The sequence below is a fragment of the Bacillus sp. FF-1 genome, assembly GCF_028548245.1.
GTDB lineage: Bacteria > Bacillota > Bacilli > Bacillales > Bacillaceae_G > Bacillus_A > Bacillus_A paranthracis.
The window spans coordinates 80,629-97,363 of sequence record NZ_JAQQGG010000004.1 but is presented as its reverse complement, the minus strand read 5'-3'; the positions used below and the strand labels follow the sequence as shown (position 1 = coordinate 97,363).

At 37.3% G+C, this 16,735-nt stretch carries 16 protein-coding genes; 1 reads left to right on the top strand and 15 read right to left on the bottom strand.

Annotated features, from left to right (window positions below; genetic code table 11):
- Positions 1-23 precede the first annotated feature (23 nt).
- The 11 genes from ftsY to PQF83_RS15730 all read right to left on the bottom strand — a co-directional run bounded on the left by ftsY (position 24) and on the right by PQF83_RS15730 (position 13,613).
- On the bottom strand, positions 24-1,013 hold the full coding sequence (gene ftsY / locus PQF83_RS15780) for a signal recognition particle-docking protein FtsY (protein ID WP_000007646.1): 990 nt from the start codon (positions 1,011-1,013) through the stop codon (positions 24-26).
- 15 nt (positions 1,014-1,028) lie between these two features.
- A complete protein-coding gene (gene smc, locus PQF83_RS15775; protein ID WP_000479000.1) occupies positions 1,029-4,598 on the bottom strand; it encodes a chromosome segregation protein SMC in 3,570 nt (1,189 codons plus the stop codon).
- Positions 4,599-4,745: 147 nt separating this feature from the next.
- The gene (gene rncS, locus PQF83_RS15770) at positions 4,746-5,483 is read right to left on the bottom strand and encodes a ribonuclease III (protein WP_001146876.1); all 738 of its coding nucleotides are present in this window, start codon (positions 5,481-5,483) and stop codon (positions 4,746-4,748) included.
- A gap of 58 nt (positions 5,484-5,541) precedes the next feature.
- Positions 5,542-5,775, bottom strand: coding sequence for an acyl carrier protein (gene acpP, locus PQF83_RS15765; protein ID WP_000786062.1), 234 nt, complete (start codon positions 5,773-5,775; stop codon positions 5,542-5,544).
- 69 nt (positions 5,776-5,844) lie between these two features.
- Positions 5,845-6,585, bottom strand: coding sequence for a 3-oxoacyl-[acyl-carrier-protein] reductase (gene fabG, locus PQF83_RS15760; RefSeq protein WP_000911784.1), 741 nt, complete (start codon positions 6,583-6,585; stop codon positions 5,845-5,847).
- Positions 6,585-7,529: an ACP S-malonyltransferase gene (fabD, locus tag PQF83_RS15755; protein WP_000516951.1), complete on the bottom strand. Its 945-nt coding sequence runs from the start codon at positions 7,527-7,529 to the stop codon at positions 6,585-6,587. Before fabD ends, fabG begins: the two co-directional genes overlap by 1 nt.
- A gap of 14 nt (positions 7,530-7,543) precedes the next feature.
- Entirely contained in the window at positions 7,544-8,536 is a 993-nt protein-coding gene (gene plsX, locus PQF83_RS15750) for a phosphate acyltransferase PlsX (RefSeq protein WP_000684112.1), read from the bottom strand.
- Positions 8,533-9,126: a transcription factor FapR gene (gene fapR / locus PQF83_RS15745; protein WP_000747352.1), complete on the bottom strand. Its 594-nt coding sequence runs from the start codon at positions 9,124-9,126 to the stop codon at positions 8,533-8,535. The genes plsX and fapR overlap by 4 nt, the downstream gene beginning before the upstream one ends.
- 88 nt (positions 9,127-9,214) lie before the next feature.
- Entirely contained in the window at positions 9,215-11,263 is a 2,049-nt protein-coding gene (gene recG, locus PQF83_RS15740) for an ATP-dependent DNA helicase RecG (RefSeq protein WP_001006883.1), read from the bottom strand.
- Positions 11,264-11,551: 288 nt separating this feature from the next.
- Positions 11,552-13,228, bottom strand: a complete 1,677-nt coding sequence (locus tag PQF83_RS15735) for a DAK2 domain-containing protein (RefSeq protein WP_000027110.1) — start codon at positions 13,226-13,228, stop codon at positions 11,552-11,554.
- 22 nt (positions 13,229-13,250) lie between these two features.
- A complete protein-coding gene (locus tag PQF83_RS15730) occupies positions 13,251-13,613 on the bottom strand; it encodes an Asp23/Gls24 family envelope stress response protein (protein WP_000021109.1) in 363 nt (120 codons plus the stop codon).
- Positions 13,614-13,991: 378 nt separating this feature from the next.
- On the opposite strand from PQF83_RS15730, the gene rpmB reads away from it, so the two are divergent.
- Entirely contained in the window at positions 13,992-14,180 is a 189-nt protein-coding gene (gene rpmB / locus PQF83_RS15725) for a 50S ribosomal protein L28 (RefSeq protein ID WP_000124776.1), read from the top strand.
- Between the two features lie 73 nt (positions 14,181-14,253).
- On the opposite strand, the gene spoVM is transcribed toward rpmB, so the two are convergent.
- The 4 genes from spoVM to rsgA form a co-directional block, all read right to left on the bottom strand.
- Entirely contained in the window at positions 14,254-14,334 is an 81-nt protein-coding gene (gene spoVM / locus PQF83_RS15720; RefSeq protein ID WP_001213599.1) for a stage V sporulation protein SpoVM, read from the bottom strand.
- Between the two features lie 66 nt (positions 14,335-14,400).
- Positions 14,401-15,081, bottom strand: coding sequence for a thiamine diphosphokinase (locus PQF83_RS15715; protein WP_001998094.1), 681 nt, complete (start codon positions 15,079-15,081; stop codon positions 14,401-14,403).
- Positions 15,082-15,180: 99 nt separating this feature from the next.
- Positions 15,181-15,825: a ribulose-phosphate 3-epimerase gene (rpe, locus tag PQF83_RS15710; protein ID WP_000589966.1), complete on the bottom strand. Its 645-nt coding sequence runs from the start codon at positions 15,823-15,825 to the stop codon at positions 15,181-15,183.
- A gap of 2 nt (positions 15,826-15,827) precedes the next feature.
- Positions 15,828-16,709, bottom strand: coding sequence for a ribosome small subunit-dependent GTPase A (gene rsgA / locus PQF83_RS15705; protein WP_001113936.1), 882 nt, complete (start codon positions 16,707-16,709; stop codon positions 15,828-15,830).
- Between the last annotated feature and the right edge of the window lie 26 nt (positions 16,710-16,735).

The following is a 16,735-nucleotide window of genomic DNA, read 5'->3' as shown; positions in this document are numbered from 1 at the left end:
GCGGAAAATACCGCTTCTTTCACTTATACTTCTTCTGTTTCTACTAAGTTCGCAAATAAACCATATACATATTGTTCTGGATCGAACTGTTGCAGATCATCCATTTGCTCTCCTAATCCAACGAATTTCACCGGTACATCCATTTCGTTACGAATTGCTAATACAATACCACCTTTAGCAGTTCCATCTAACTTCGTTAAAACAATACCAGTCACATTCGTTGCTTCACGGAATGTTTTCGCTTGACTTAAACCGTTTTGTCCTGTTGTTGCATCAATAACAAGTAATACTTCATGAGGAGCTCCTGGTACTTCACGCTCAATTACACGCTTTACCTTCTCTAACTCTTTCATTAAGTTTACTTTATTTTGTAAACGTCCTGCTGTATCACATAGTAATACATCTACTTTACGTGCTTTTGCAGCTTGTACAGCGTCATACATAACCGCTGCTGGATCAGACCCTGATCCTTGTTTAATCACTTCTACCCCAACGCGATCGCCCCATACTTCTAATTGTTCAATCGCTCCAGCACGGAATGTATCTCCTGCTGCTAATAAAACAGACTTACCTTCTGATTTAAACTTATGAGCCATCTTACCAATTGTTGTCGTTTTACCTACACCATTCACACCAACAAATAAAACAACTGTCAAGCCATCCTTTTGCTCATTAATTTCATTAGTAAAATCACTGTCACCTTTATAAATCTCTATTAATTTTTCCGAAATAACAGCTTGTACTTCTTTTGGATCTTGAATATTACGACGTTGCACTTCTTCTTTCAGCTGGTCGATTAATTCCATCACTGTCGAAACGCCTACATCTGCACCGATTAAAATTTCTTCTAATTCTTCGAAGAAATCTTCATCTACTTTACGGTAACGAAAGACTAAATCATTTACTTTATCTGCAAACGAATTTCTCGTTTTTTCTAATCCTTGTTTAAACTTCTCTGTTACCGTATCTGTTTGTTTTGAAATTTTTTCTTTTAGTTTTTTAAAAAAGCTCATACTGTCCCATCCTTTCTATTTGCTTGCAACTAGTTCTTCTCCATCATCTAAACGAACCGAAACAAGTTTAGATACCCCTGACTCTTGCATTGTTACACCGTACAATACGTCAGACTCTTCCATTGTACCTTTTCTATGTGTAATTACAATAAACTGTGTCTCATCACTAAATTTCTTTAAATACTGAGCAAAACGGGCAACGTTTGCCTCATCAAGAGCAGCCTCTACCTCATCTAATACACAGAATGGGACTGGGCGTACTTTTAAAATACCAAATAGCAGCGCAATTGCCGTTAAAGCACGCTCTCCACCTGAAAGTAAACCTAAGTTTTGCAGTTTCTTCCCTGGCGGTTGCGCTACGATATCAATACCCGTATTTAATAAGTCCTCTGGATTCGTCATAACTAAATCCGCTCTACCGCCTCCAAATAATTCAGAGAACACCGATTGAAACTCCATTCGAATTCCTTCAAACGTAGTAGAAAAGCGTTTTTTCATTTCTTCATCCATTTCAGTAATAAGTTGGTGCAATGTCGTTTTTGCTTCTTCTAGATCATCTTTTTGCTCTAGTAAGAATGTATGACGCTCTGCCACACGCTCATACTCATCAATTGCTCCTAAGTTTACTGTACCTAGCTCTTCGATGGAGAGTTTAATTAGTTTCACCTTTTTACGTGCATCCTCAGCAGGCATCACCATTGTATACTTCAGTTTTGCCGCTTCAAATGAAATCGTATATGTTTCACGTAAATGTTGTAATCTATTTTCTAACTCTACATCAAGTCGGTTTATTTTTACCTCTTGATCTTTCAACATCTCAAGAATGTATTTATGTTTACCTGTTGTTTCTTTCAGGTTACGCTCTAACTGTTCTACTCTCTCTTGTAACGATACACGTTGTTCACGACGAGAGCGAATTAACTCTGAAGTTTGATTACGATCATATGCTTTCTTCTCAATCATATTCGTAATTTGTTCTTCACCACTTGAATTCGATGTCATTTCTTGTTTTAAGAATGCTAAATCCTCTTTCGTTTTGACAAGCGTTGCATCGGTTTCTTCTTTTTCCTTCGTCAATCGTTCTACTTTTTCTTTTTGATTAGATAAGCGTTGTTGCTTTTCAGCTGCTAACACTTTTAACTCAGTCATTTCTTTTTGAACTTTTTCTTTCGAAGAATGTTGCTCACTTTTTTGTTTTGTTAAAGCTGTGATTTTGCTATCTAATTCCGTAATCTCTGCCTGAAGAGTCGCTAAAATCTTTTCTAACTCTTCTTTACGGCCTTGCATTTTCACTTGGTCTTGCAAGAACCCTTCAATCTCTAAATCGTAAATAGATAACCGATCATTAATACGATGTTCTTCTAATTCTAAGCGACTAATTTCTTCTCTTAATTTCTGTTCATCTACACGCTCTGCTTCTACACTTTGCCTTAGTTCGCGTATTTGCACTTCTTTTTCTTGAATCTCTTGTTTTACTGCTTTAACAAAGTTTTCTAACTTCGTTGTTTTTTCTTCCATATCAGTTAACTTACTCGTCCACTCTTCTAGTTCACGTTGACGTCCTAATAAAGATGATTTCGCCTGTTTTACCGCTCCACCCGTCATAGAACCGCCAGGGTTTACTACATCACCTTCGATTGTTACAATGCGATAACGGTATTGCAATTGTTTCGCCAACTCATTCGCTCCGCGTAAATCTTTTGCAACAATAACAGTACCTAATAAATTTGAAACTACATTTTCATATTTATTGTTATATTGCACGAGTTCTGCTGCCACACCTACAAACGATGGGTGCTGATTTACAATACGTAATTGCTCAAATGATAACGATCTACCTTTAATAACAGCTTGCGGTAAAAACGTTGCTCGTCCATGTTTATTTTGTTTTAAAAACGCAATTGCATTACGAGCATGTTCTTCTTTTTGTACAACTATATGCTGCATCGCTGCACCTAGAGCAATTTCCATTGCAATTTCATATTCTTTCGGTACCGTTAGCAGTTCTGCAACAGCACCCTCAATACCTTGCAACCTATTTTCTCTAGCTTTCAATACTTCACGTACCCCTTGATAGAAACCAGAGTAGTCCTCTTGCATCTCTTCTAGCATTTCTTTTCGAGAACGTGCCTGTTGTACAAATTGATATGCTTGATACAGTTTTGTTTCGTTTTCACTATACTGCGCCTTGCATTTCCCAAGTGCCGCTTCTGTCTTTTGTATATTCGAAAGGATTCCAGCTACTTTTTCTTTTACTTGTTCATAACTTTCCACAAGTTTTGTCTTTTTCGCTGTAATTTCCATACGCATTTCTACATATTTCGCATTTTCTTCATCAAGGCGTTCATTTTTTGAGTTTTGTTGTTTAGATTGTTCTTCAATCATAGATAACTCATTACGATGACTAGCTTGTTGATTTAAAAGTTCAATATAGTCACCTTTTAAATTCTCAATTTGCTCTTCTAAATTGTCAGCAAACGTTGCAAGTAATTGCTCATTATCATGCAATTTCGTCTCCAACTCTTTTACATGATTTACAAATTGCATCAATACTTCTGTACTCGATTCAATTTCACCATCATAACTTGTAGCTTTCTCTGTTAATTCAACAATTAACTGTTCGAGTTGTGCACAATGCGTCGTTGCATTTTGCTTTCTCTCTTTTAATAGCTCACGCTGTCCTTCTAACTTTTCTAGTTCTTTACTAGAAAGCAAAAGTACTTCTTGCAGGGAATCTACAGACTCATCTACTGCTTGTAATTGGCCTCGTAATTCCTCTAGCTCTTCTTCACCTTTTTGTAAATGCGTTGACATTTTCGCTTCTTCGTTTTTATTATGCCCAAACTGATTTCGAAGCGCTTCCCATTTCTCATGTAATTCTTCAATTTCATGTACAATAAGCGCCGCTTCTACTTTCTCTAATTCTTCTTTTTTCTCGAGATAATCCTTTGCAATAGAAGCTTGTCTTTCTAAAGGTTCTACTTGACTACTTAATTCGTGAATTATATCTTGTACACGATTTAAGTTTTCTTGTGTGTCTGCTAATTTACCTTCAGCTTTCTTTTTACGAAGTTTGTATTTCAGCACTCCCGCCGCTTCTTCAAATACACCACGACGTTCTTCTGATTTACTACTTAAAATTTCTTCAACTTTCCCCTGGCTAATAATCGAAAAAGCTTCTCTTCCCATACCAGAGTCCATAAATAAATCGATAATATCTTTCAACCTGCATGATTGTTTATTAATATAAAAATCACTATCACCAGAACGAGATACACGACGCGTTACACACACCTCATTATATTCAATCGGTAAACGTTGATCTTCATTATTTAAAGTTAATGTTACTTCAGCAACATTAACCGCTCTTCTCGTATCACTACCTGCAAAAATAATATCTTCCATCTTTGCACCACGTAATGATTTTGCCGATTGTTCACCAAGTACCCAACGAATGGCATCAGTAATATTACTTTTCCCGCTTCCATTAGGTCCTACTACAGACGTTACACCTGGGACAAAATCGACAGATACACGCTCAGCAAAAGACTTAAATCCTGCTATTTCTAATCTTTTTAAAAACACGAAAGGCCTTCCTCCTATTCTCCGTTGCTATAAATGTTGTTTATACAAAAACAAACGATTATACGGATTTCATTTCCTTACATTTATAAACGAAAGGAAAGTTTCATTCTATGCACAAGGAATCCCCCTCATTCAAAGGGGGATTCCTTATAGTTGTTCTTTTAACTTTTTCAACGCTTCTGCAGCAGCTTGTTGCTCTGCTTCTTTTTTCGACTTGCCACTACCAAGACCTAAGGCCACGTTATTTAACGTAACACGTGACACAAATTCTCGATTGTGAGCCGGTCCTTTTTCTTGCAAAATTTGATACTCAATATTGCCACTACCATCACGCTGAATCAACTCTTGTAATTGACTCTTATAATCCATCACATGAGAAAAAGCACCTTCATTAATTTTAGGGTATACAATTTCTTTTAAGAAGCCCCATACTGTTTCTAACCCTTGATCAAGATAAAGGGCACCAATAAACGCTTCAAAGACATCCGCTAATAAAGCTGGTCGTTCACGTCCGCCTGTCATTTCCTCACCTTTTCCTAATAAAACTAGGCTACCAAATGACAACTCGTTTGCAAAACGAACAAGAGATGGTTCACATACAATAGCTGCACGTAGTTTTGTTAACTCTCCTTCGCTCATTGTCGGATATTTTTGAAACAGATACTGCGATACAGTAAGTTCCAATACTGCATCTCCAAGAAATTCGAGACGCTCATTGTCTTCATGCGGTTTTTTTCGATGCTCATTCACATACGATGAATGCGTAAATGCTTGAATCAATAATTTTTCATCTGTAAACGTAATACCTATTTTTTCTTGAAATACTTTAAACGCTTCACGATATTTTGTTTCGTATTTTTTTTCTCTATATTTACGGTACGGCATAGGTCCCTCCAGATATAAGCCGAGAAGCCCCGCTAAAAAACGGGACTTCATTCAAGCATTATAGATGACTCTCTATGTAAGTCACAGCATCGCCAACAGTAGCAATCTTTTCAGCATCTTCATCAGAAATTTCCATTTCGAATTCGTCTTCTAATTGCATTACAAGTTCTACTACATCTAGGGAGTCTGCTCCTAAATCTTCCTTGAAGCTTGCAGCTGGTACTACTTCTGTTTCTTCTACTCCTAAACGATCAACGATAATTTTTGTTACACGCTCTAAAACATCTGCCATTCCATTCACCTCCCCTCAAATATTATATTAAATATTGTCCAAAAAAACTAGCTGAAATCGATTCTTTTATTACATTACCATACCGCCATCAACATTTAACGTTTGACCTGTAATATATTTGCTTTGATCAGAAGCAAAAAACGTTACAGCATTTGCGATATCTTGCGCTTCACCAAACTGAGCTGCAGGAATTAATTTTAACATTTCAGCTTTTATATTTTCATCTAATACGTCTGTCATATCTGTCGCAATAAATCCAGGAGCAATTGCATTTACAGTAATATTGCGGCTTGCTAACTCTTTTGCTGATGTTTTTGTTAATCCGATTACACCTGCTTTAGCAGCAACATAGTTTGCTTGTCCTGGGTTTCCCGTTACTCCGACAACAGAAGCGATATTTACAATACGTCCATGACGTTGACGCATCATATATCGAGATACTGCCTTTGTACATAAGAATACACCTTTTAGGTTTGTATTAATAACTGTATCCCATTCTTCTTCTTTCATACGCATTAATAAATTATCTTTTGTTACACCTGCATTATTTACAAGAATATCAACTTGTCCAAATACATCTACAGTTTGTTTCACCATATTTGTAACGTCTTCAGCATTTGCAACATCTGCTCTTACTGCAATTGCATCCGAACCTAATTTCTTTATTTCATCAACTACTTCATTTGCCTTTTGCTCGTTACCAGCATAATTTACTACAACATTTGCCCCTTGTTTTGCTAAATCAATCGCAATTGCGCGACCAATTCCACGTGAAGCACCCGTTACTAATGCTACTTTCCCTTTTAACATCAGTTTTCTCCTCTCAAATTCGAAATGGTATCTTGTAATGTCTCTTCATCGTATATCGCGTATGCTTTCACTGATGAATCAATTGACTTCATAAGTCCAGCAAGTACTTTCCCAGGTCCAATCTCAATAAATGTATCTACCCCTTGACTCACCATATATTCAATGGATGGATACCATAAGACAGGCGAATAGAGCTGCTCGATTAGCTTTTCTTGAATATGTGCACCACTTGTAATAACGTCTGCTGTTACATTTGCGATTACCGGAATATTCGTATCTTGAATTGTAATTTCATTTAAGACACTTTGGAATTTCTCCGCCGCTGGCTTCATAAGCGCAGAGTGGAACGGTCCACTTACTTTAAGCGGAATTGCTCTCTTTGCACCATGTTCTTTCGCTCTTTGAGAAGCAATCTCGACTCCTTGCTTTGTTCCAGAAATCACAATTTGCTTCGTACTATTCATATTAGCAATTTGTACTGCATACCCTTCACTTGTTACTTCTTCTGTAACTTGTTTCAGCATATGTGGATCAGCACCTAAAATAGCCGCCATTGCACCTTCTCCGCCAGGAACAGCTTCTTCCATATATTCCCCACGTTTCCTTACAGCATATACTGCATCCTCAAAAGTTAATGCACCTGCTGCTACAAGAGCGCTATACTCACCTAAACTATGCCCTGCGACAAAGTCTGGTGTAATATCATACTCTTTTAAAGCTGTCAAAATAGCAAAACTCGTTGTTAATAAAGCAGGTTGCGCATTTGTTGTTAACGTAAGCTTTTCCTGCGGCCCTTCAAAAATCACTTCTGAAAGTGAGTCTTGCAACACCTCATCTGCTTTTGCAAATACATTTGCAACCTCTTTATTATTCTCTGCTAACTGTTTACCCATTCCAACTGCCTGTGAACCTTGGCCCGGAAAAAGAAATGCTAGTTTTCCCATTTCAAATCCTCCTCTTATTGGAGTGGCTCTTTCTCCATTACGCTTGAAATAGTAGGAATAACTTCTTTCGCTACCATTTCTCTCGTTTGACGAATCGCACTAAATATTGATTGGTCATTGGAAGAACCGTGAGCCTTAATGACAGGAGCTTTCAATCCAAATAACGCGGCTCCTCCATACTCCGAATAATCCATTTTATCTTTTAATACCATAAGTTTTGGTTTTAATACCGCCGCTGCTAATTTGCTCGTAAACGAACTCATTAACTGCTCTTTTAACATAGAGAATAATGCAAGTGCTGTTCCTTCTAATGATTTCAGTGCTACATTCCCTGTAAAACCGTCACATACAACAACATCTGCTACACCTTGCAATAAATCTCTTGATTCAACGTTCCCAACAAAATTAATTGGCGCATCTTTAAGCATTGCAAAGACTTGTTTTGAAAGCTCGTTACCTTTACCATCTTCTGTTCCAACGTTTAAAAGTCCAACGCGAGGATTTTTAATTCCTCTTACTTTCTCAGCGTATACAGATCCCATTACTGCATATTGATATAAATGAATTGGTTTTGCATCAACGTTCGCTCCAACATCTAACATAACAAAACCTTCTCCATCAACAGTTGGCATTGTAGGGGATAAAGCTGGTCGCTCAATTCCTTCCATACGACCTACAACAAACAATCCAGCCGCCATTAAAGCTCCTGTACTACCAGCTGATATACAAGCATCCGCTACACCGTCTTTCACTTGCTGCGCCGCAAGTACCATTGAAGCTTGTTTTTTTCGACGAACCGCTCTTACTGGTTCATCTGTCGATTCGATTTTTTCGTCTGTATGAAGTATAGTAATTCGTTCTTCACTCGTTAAGTATTGACGAACTTCCTCTTCTTTCCCCACTAACGTAATATGTAAATCAGAATATTCCTTAATAGCTTTCATTGCTCCTAGTACGACAGCCTTTGGAGCATGATCGCCGCCCATTGCATCTATTGCGATTTTCATAAGTTGTTACCTTCCTCACTATAATTACTAGATCGATACATTTCAAAAGTGCCTGTAAAAACAAGTTCTTCTCCAACGAAGCTACGCACTTTGACAACCGTCCGCCCTTTATCATTCTCTACATCTTCCACGCGCGCTTTTGCAACAACACGCTCTCCTAATTTTACAGGACGAATGTATCGAATGGTAGACTTTGCAGTTAAAGCTAATTCTTCATCAATAACCGCAACAGCTAGTGAGTTTGCTTGTGCAAACAAATGATGCCCACGGGCAATTTGATTTCTTTTAAATACGTGTTCTACCTTCACTTCAAAAATAGAAATCGCATGTCTATCTAATTCTATATCAATAATTTCTCCGACAACCTCTTCTAACGGTAAAGATTTCACATCTTCTTCATGTTGCTTTGTAGCTACATGTTTAATTCTTTCTCTTAATTCAGGAATAGATAATTCCATACGATCAAGACGTACAGTTTGTATACTCACTTGAAATTTTTCTGCTAAATCTTCATCCGTAATAAAAGGATTCGTTTCTATCGTTTGTTGTAATAATTCTTGTCTTTCTTTTTTACTTCTTCTTTTTTTCATACCGCACCATCCATTTTTATGACTAGGTACTAACAGTAGTATATAATCATTAAAAGTAGAATGCAACAAAAACTTTTGTTGCCTCCCTTTAATCGAGCTTCTCTCCCTGGAACACACCTGTCCCGTCAAGATACGTACGCAACGACGCATATTGATCATTATGCCAAAACGCTTCTGAATCTACTAGTAACGCCGCATCTTGTCTAGCTGTTTCTAGCGCCCGATAATCATGTACCATATCAGCAACCTTGAATTCTGGTAAACCACTTTGCTTACTCCCAAAGAAATCTCCAGGACCTCGTAATTCTAAATCTTTTTCTGACAATACAAATCCATCATTCGTTTCGGTCATAATACGCATTCGTTCTTTTCCCGTTTCCGATTTCGGATCCGCGATTAATAAACAATACGATTGTTCACTACCACGCCCAACACGGCCTCTTAGCTGATGAAGCTGTGATAAACCGAAACGCTCTGCATCATAAATAACCATTACAGTCGCATTCGGTACGTTCACACCCACCTCAACAACTGTTGTCGACACAAGAATTTGCACTTTATTTTCACTAAATTGCCCCATTATCTCTTCTTTTTCTTGAGATGATAATCTTCCATGCATTAATCCGACTTGACATTTCCCCTGATAATGATGAGTCAGCATACTATGTAAGTCGATTGCATTTTGCACATCAAGTTTCTCAGATTCTTCAATTAGAGGACAAATAACATATGCTTGTCTTCCTTTTTTTATCTCTTTCTCTACAAAACCGAGAACACGATCTAACATGTCATGTTTTGCCCAGTATGTTTCAATTACCTTTCTACCAGCTGGCATCTCATCGATTATAGAAACATCCATCTCTCCAAATGCAGTAATTGCTAACGTACGTGGAATTGGTGTTGCTGTCATAAATAATACATCTGGACTTTCACCTTTCTCACGTAAAACTCGTCGCTGCGCTACACCAAATCGATGTTGTTCATCAGTAATAACGAGACCTAACCTATGAAAGATCACTTCATCTTGAATTAAAGCATGTGTTCCAACAAGGATATCTATTTCTCCTTGTTCTAATTTTGCCAAAATCTCTCGGCGTCTCACACCTTTAACTGAACTTGTTAACAATTCAACCTTCATACCAAAGTGCGAGAACGTCTCTGCGAGCGATTGATAATGTTGTTCTGCTAAAATTTCTGTCGGAACCATTAAAGCACCTTGATAATGCGCTAATTTTGCTGCATAAAGACCAATTGCAGCGACCACCGTTTTACCAGAACCTACATCACCTTGCAACAGACGATTCATTCGATAAGGAGATGTCATATCTTTCATAATTTCATCTACAACTCGGCGTTGCGCACCAGTTAACGGAAACGGAAGAGCATCGATAAACTCTTGCAATTCTTCTGAAGGAATTTCTTTTTTCGTCCCTTTCGAATTTTCCCTCTCCATTTTCCGTAACGTTTGCATTTTTAACTGAAATAAGAAAAACTCCTCATATACAAAACGGCGACGCGCTTGCTTCAAATCTTCCTGACCTGTTGGAAAATGCAACGCCCGAAGCGCTTCATAACGCGGCAATAATTTATATCGACTTAGCAATCCATCAGGTAACACTTCAACTATAGAATCTCCATACTCTTTTAACGCTTGTGCAATAAAACGGCGCATCTGTTTTACTGTAAGTTTCCCTTTCACTGAGTACACAGGCTCTACTTCTTGTTGACGTACAACCGGTCCAAAATGAAGTTCTGATACCGCAATCGTTTGACGATGCTGATCCCATTTACCAGTAATCGTTACCGTTTCATCTAAATTTAACTTCTGCTTATAGTACGGCCTATTAAAACATACAGCTGTAATTAAATAACGACCTACGAGGACACGAACCGTAAGACGCGACTTCTTCTTCCCATAATATTGCAGTAAAGGAGCACTATGAACTTTTCCCTCTACTGTTACACGTTCATCATGCTTTACTTCAGCAAGATCTTTCATCGCATAGTCTTCATAACGGTACGGAAAATGTTCTAATAGATGAGAAACTGTATAAATTCCCATCTCGTGTAGTAATTCAGATGTTTCTCCTCCGATTCCCTTTACATCCGTAACAGGAACTTGTACAACTTCATTCAAGGTTCTCACGCTCCGTCACATTATTTTTTGATTCATTATCCATTAACATGATTGACATCTGTAATCGCTCTCTTTCACCCTATATATTCTATCATAGGCATTCTAAGAGAAACTACTCAAATCCCTCATAAACAACACGAAAGAAAAGAGCCTCACTATTAGCAGCAAGGCTCTTTTTTATCTTCAATATGCTAGCCTTTTGAATAAAAACTAGTAATAAACTTCATATTACTACTTATTATCCATTAGCAAGTAAGTAATCCATTTATTTTCAAAACGAATTTTTTCTTATTCTACAGAGAAGATGAAAGAATACACCGGTTGGTTTCCAGCATGTACTTCTACTTCTGCATCTTCAAAATTCTCTTCTACAAATTCAACTAATTCAGCTACCTCTTCATCAGTTGCATCTTCACCTTGTAGAATCGTTACGATTTCAGAATCTTCATCAATTAGTGCTTCTAGTAATTGCTTCGCAGCCCCTACTTTTTCAGCATTTGTTGATACGATTTTTCCATCTGCGATACACATGAAATCATCTTTTTGAATTGCCACACCATCAATTTCCGTATCACGTACAGCATACGTAATTTGACCTGTTTTCACATGAGATAAAGCTTCTTTCATGTTTTCTTCATTTTCCTCTAGCGTTCCAACTGGATTAAATGCTAACATTGCAGCCATACCTTGAGGAACTGTTTTTGAACGAACTACAATCACTTCTTGATCCACAACTGACGCTGCTTGTTCTGCTGCCATTACGATATTCCCGTTGTTCGGTAAAATAATGATTTTTTCAGCGTTTGCTTCTTCAATCGCCTTCACGATATCCTCAGTACTTGGATTCATCGTTTGGCCACCTTCGATAACTTTCGTCGCGCCAATGCTTTCAAATAAAGTTTTAATACCAGATCCCATAGCTACAGTTACGATACCGTACGGTTGTTTCTCTTTAGGCTGGCTAGTTGGCTCAGGCATCATAGCAGGCTCATCTAATAAAGCGGTATGCTGTTCACGCATATTCTCTACTTTAATCTTGATTAAACTACCGTAACGTTGTCCGTAGTTCATAGCGTCTCCAGGATGTTCTGCATGAATATGAACTTTTACAATTTCATCATCAGATACAACTAGTAGTGAATCACCATACACACTAATATCTTCACGGAATTTTTGTTCAGAGAAATTATGTTCTTTCACTTTATCAGCTTCTAATTTCACCATGAACTCCGTACAATATCCATACTTAATATCTTCTGTACTCAATTGGCTTTGTACACTACGGTGATGTTCTGCGCGCACCATTTCATTCATAGATGGTTGGGCAGGTGCATCAGAAGAAATCGTTTCTCCTTTTAAGTCAGCTAAAAACCCTTCGTAAACTACTACAAGACCTTTACCACCGCTATCTACAACGCCAACTTGTTTTAATACAGGTAATAAATCTGGCGTACGATTTAACGATGCATTTGCTTCTTTCACAACGTCTTCCATAAACAAAACAAAGTCGCGCTGTTTTTTCGCAACTGTTACTGCATATTTACCCGTTTCTCTTGCAACCGTTAAAATCGTTCCTTCAATCGGTTTCATAACCGCTTTGTAAGCCGCCTCTACTCCAGCTTCTAAAGCTGCAGCAAAATCAACTGTTGTTAATTCTTCTTTTTGTTCAATGGATTTCGAGAAACCACGGAACAACTGAGATAAAATAACTCCAGAGTTACCACGAGCTCCCATTAATAATCCTTTGGCTAAACTTACGCCGACTTTACCAGCATGTTGTGAAGGATTTGCTTTCACTTCACGTGCGCCTGAAGTCATAGATAAGTTCATGTTTGTACCGGTATCGCCATCTGGAACTGGAAATACGTTTAATGCATCAACAAGCTGAACATTATTCGTTAAATTATTCGCTCCTTGAATGATCATTTGTGATAAACGTTTTCCATCAATTTTTTGAATTGACACAGATTTTCCTCCTTAATGCACATTACAAGTTTATTACTTTAACTCCTTGTACGTAGATGTTTACAGAATCTACTGCTAGTCCTACAGTTTGATCTAATGTATATTTCACTTTCGTCTGCACGTTATGTGCTACTTCTGAAATTTTCGTACCATAGCTCACAATAATATACATATCAATATGTACTTCATCTTCATCTTTACGAACAATAACACCTCTAGTGAAATTTTCTTTTCGTAAAATGTCTGTTAATCCATCTTTTAACTGATTTTTTGATGCCATACCTACGATACCGTAGCAATCTACCGCGGCACCTCCAGCAATTGTTGCAATTACATCTGTACTAATATCAATTTGACCGTACTTCGTTTTAATTTCAATTGACATCTCGTTTTCCCCCTTCATAAATGGTGAAAGTGAGTTAGACTACTTTAGTTACTATCATATAATCTTTTTAAAGAAAATTCCATCGTTCTTTCTTTTTCACTCTCATATTTTATGTTGAAAACTACACTTTTTTATGATGAGCAAAATAGTCCATTGTTATTATACAACATGTATCACTATAATATGTCAAGCAATTTTTCTTGATTTCAACTTTTCTTCATTGACATATAGTGTCAAGTAATTTTTCTTGATTTCTTTTTTCTACAGTGTTGCATTCTCTTTTTAGTTGTGTTAAATTATAGTAGTGTTTTTAGCATCGCATAAAAGACTAACATTGAAAAATTACGTATGGTAAGGTATCAAGGGAGGGAAATATAAATGGCTCGTGTTTGTGCTATTACTGGAAGAAAAGCTCGTTCTGGTAACTCTCGTTCTCACGCAATGAACGCTACAAAACGTAAGTGGGGCGCTAACCTTCAAAAAGTTCGCGTACGCATCGACGGAAAAGTTCAACGTGTTTACGTTTCTGCTAGAGCATTAAAATCTGGCAAAATCGAACGTGTTTAATAATAAAAAAAAGAGCCGCTAGGCTCTTTTTTTACTATACCAATGGAAAAAGCACCGGTAATAGGTGCTTTTTTTAATCTTTTTTGAAGGTATTTAACATGGCACGAACAATTCCACCAAGAAATTTAGGTAACTTAATTGTATAAAATCTCATGGTTTCCCTCCTAATCCCCATTACTCCACTTGGTCACTATATGATGTAAGGAGCAAAATTGTTTCTTTAATCAGTGCTTCTTATCACCATTAATATGCCAGAAGTAAATGAAAAAGTACCTTTTTCCTCAACGAGTTCATTACTAATACAAAGTGTGGATCCCCACTCTATTTTTTTATTCGTTAGAGGATATTTAAAACCAAGTAATGTAATCCCTTCCACTATTTCAGTAACAGGCACAAAAGATACATAAGGGAAATTTTTATTTTCTTCAATTATATGTGTACCTACTCTTTTTACACTTATTTCATTTTGATTGTCTACAATACACATCTCTATTCCTACTTCTAATCCTTTTAAAAGCATTTGTATATTCGCTAAACCGTGATCAAGTCTTCCGCCAGTAGCACCAAAAATACGAATGAGTGCCGGCTTTTGTTCTAACGCCCAGTTAATCGCAATTTCTAAATCAGTTTGATCTTTTTCACGAGGAACAATATGTAAATCATTTGTTTGTTGCCCCATCCATGCTAATTCTTCTTCCGTAACCGAGTCATAATCTCCAAACGCAACAGCAGGAGTAATACCTCTTTTTAATAAACGATATACTCCTCTATCAACTGCCGCCCACACTACTTTCTCATTTTCATATGAAGAAAAATCTGCACAATATTCCGCGGGTCCTCCCGCTAAAATATGAATAATCATGTTTCCTTCCCCTTCTATTGTAAAAAGGCAATCTGCCATTCGGTAGATTGCCTTTTTATATATTTTTTCTCTACCCTTTATAAATAGTGAAAACTTACTACACTAGAAGATTCACTGGGATAAAGACTCGTTCATTCATTATCCACGAATGACACGAATTGCTTCACCGCGGTCTTTTTGATTGTATACTGCTGACCCAGCTACAAGTACATTTGCTCCTGCTTCTACACAAAGTCTTGCTGTTTCAGCGTTTACACCACCATCAACTTCAATTTCTACTTCTAGATTGCGCTCTTTAACCATTTCTGCAACTTGTTTAATTTTCGGTAATACAGAATGGATAAATTTCTGCCCACCAAATCCAGGGTTTACTGTCATAAGTAATACCATATCAATATCTTCTAATACATGCTCAATCACTGAAACTGGCGTATGCGGATTTAATACAACTCCTGCTTTAATGCCATGAGATTTAATTAACTGAATTGTACGATGCAAATGAGGGCACGCCTCTACATGAACAGTAATAATATCCGCTCCCGCTTTTGCGAAAGTCGGGATATAGTTATCAGGATTTTCAATCATTAAATGTACATCTAACGGTAACGATGTGATCGGACGAATTGCTTCTACAATTAATGGTCCAATCGTAATATTTGGTACGAAATGTCCATCCATTACATCGACGTGAATGTAATCCGCCCCGCCTTTTTCTACATCTTTAATCTCTTCCCCTAATTTTGAAAAATCTGCTGATAAGATCGATGGTGCAATTTTAATCATAACTAATACCTCGGCTTTCTCTCTCTAATTTCTTCTACAAATTGTTTGTAATTCTTATAACGATATTCTGTAATCTTCCCCTCTTCAACCGCAGCCTTCACAGCGCATTTCGGTTCAGAAAGATGTGTACACCCTCTAAATTTACAGTATTGGCTCGCTTCTTTCAACTCTGGAAAACAATATGTAAGATCTTCTACCTCTATATCTATGAAATCGAGTGAACTAAAACCAGGTGTATCTGCAACTAGTCCGCTTCCAATCGCAATTAATTCTACGTGTCTTGTCGTATGTTTCCCGCGTCCTAAATGTGAGGAAATATCATTCGTTTTCAGTTCTAATTCTGGACGTAAGACGTTAAGCATAGAAGATTTTCCAACACCAGATTGCCCCGCAACGACGGAAACACAACCTTCTAAGAATGGTTTTAAAATGTCAATACTTTCCGATGTATTTATAGAAGTAAATAATACATCATATCCCATCTCACGATAGTCATTTGCATAAGATTCAACAGTCTCTCTCATTTTTTCATCCACTAAATCCATCTTACTAATGCAAATAATCGGCTTAATGTTATGATATTCAATCAGCACTAAAAATCGATCTAACAGTCCCGGATTAAAATCTGGTTCTACTGCAGAAAATACGAGTATCGCTTGATCAACATTAGCAATAGGAGGCCTAACAAGTTCATTTTTTCGATCAAATACTTCAAGCACGTATCCTTCACTTGGATTATCAGCCTGAAAAACAACTTGGTCTCCTACCAATGGTGTAATTTTATTTTTTCTAAACACACCACGCCCGCGACATTGTGTAATCCCTTCTTCATGCTGCACATAATAAAATCCACTTAGAGCTTTTACAATTTTTCCTTCTGGCATATAATTCTCCTTTATTCTGTATAAAG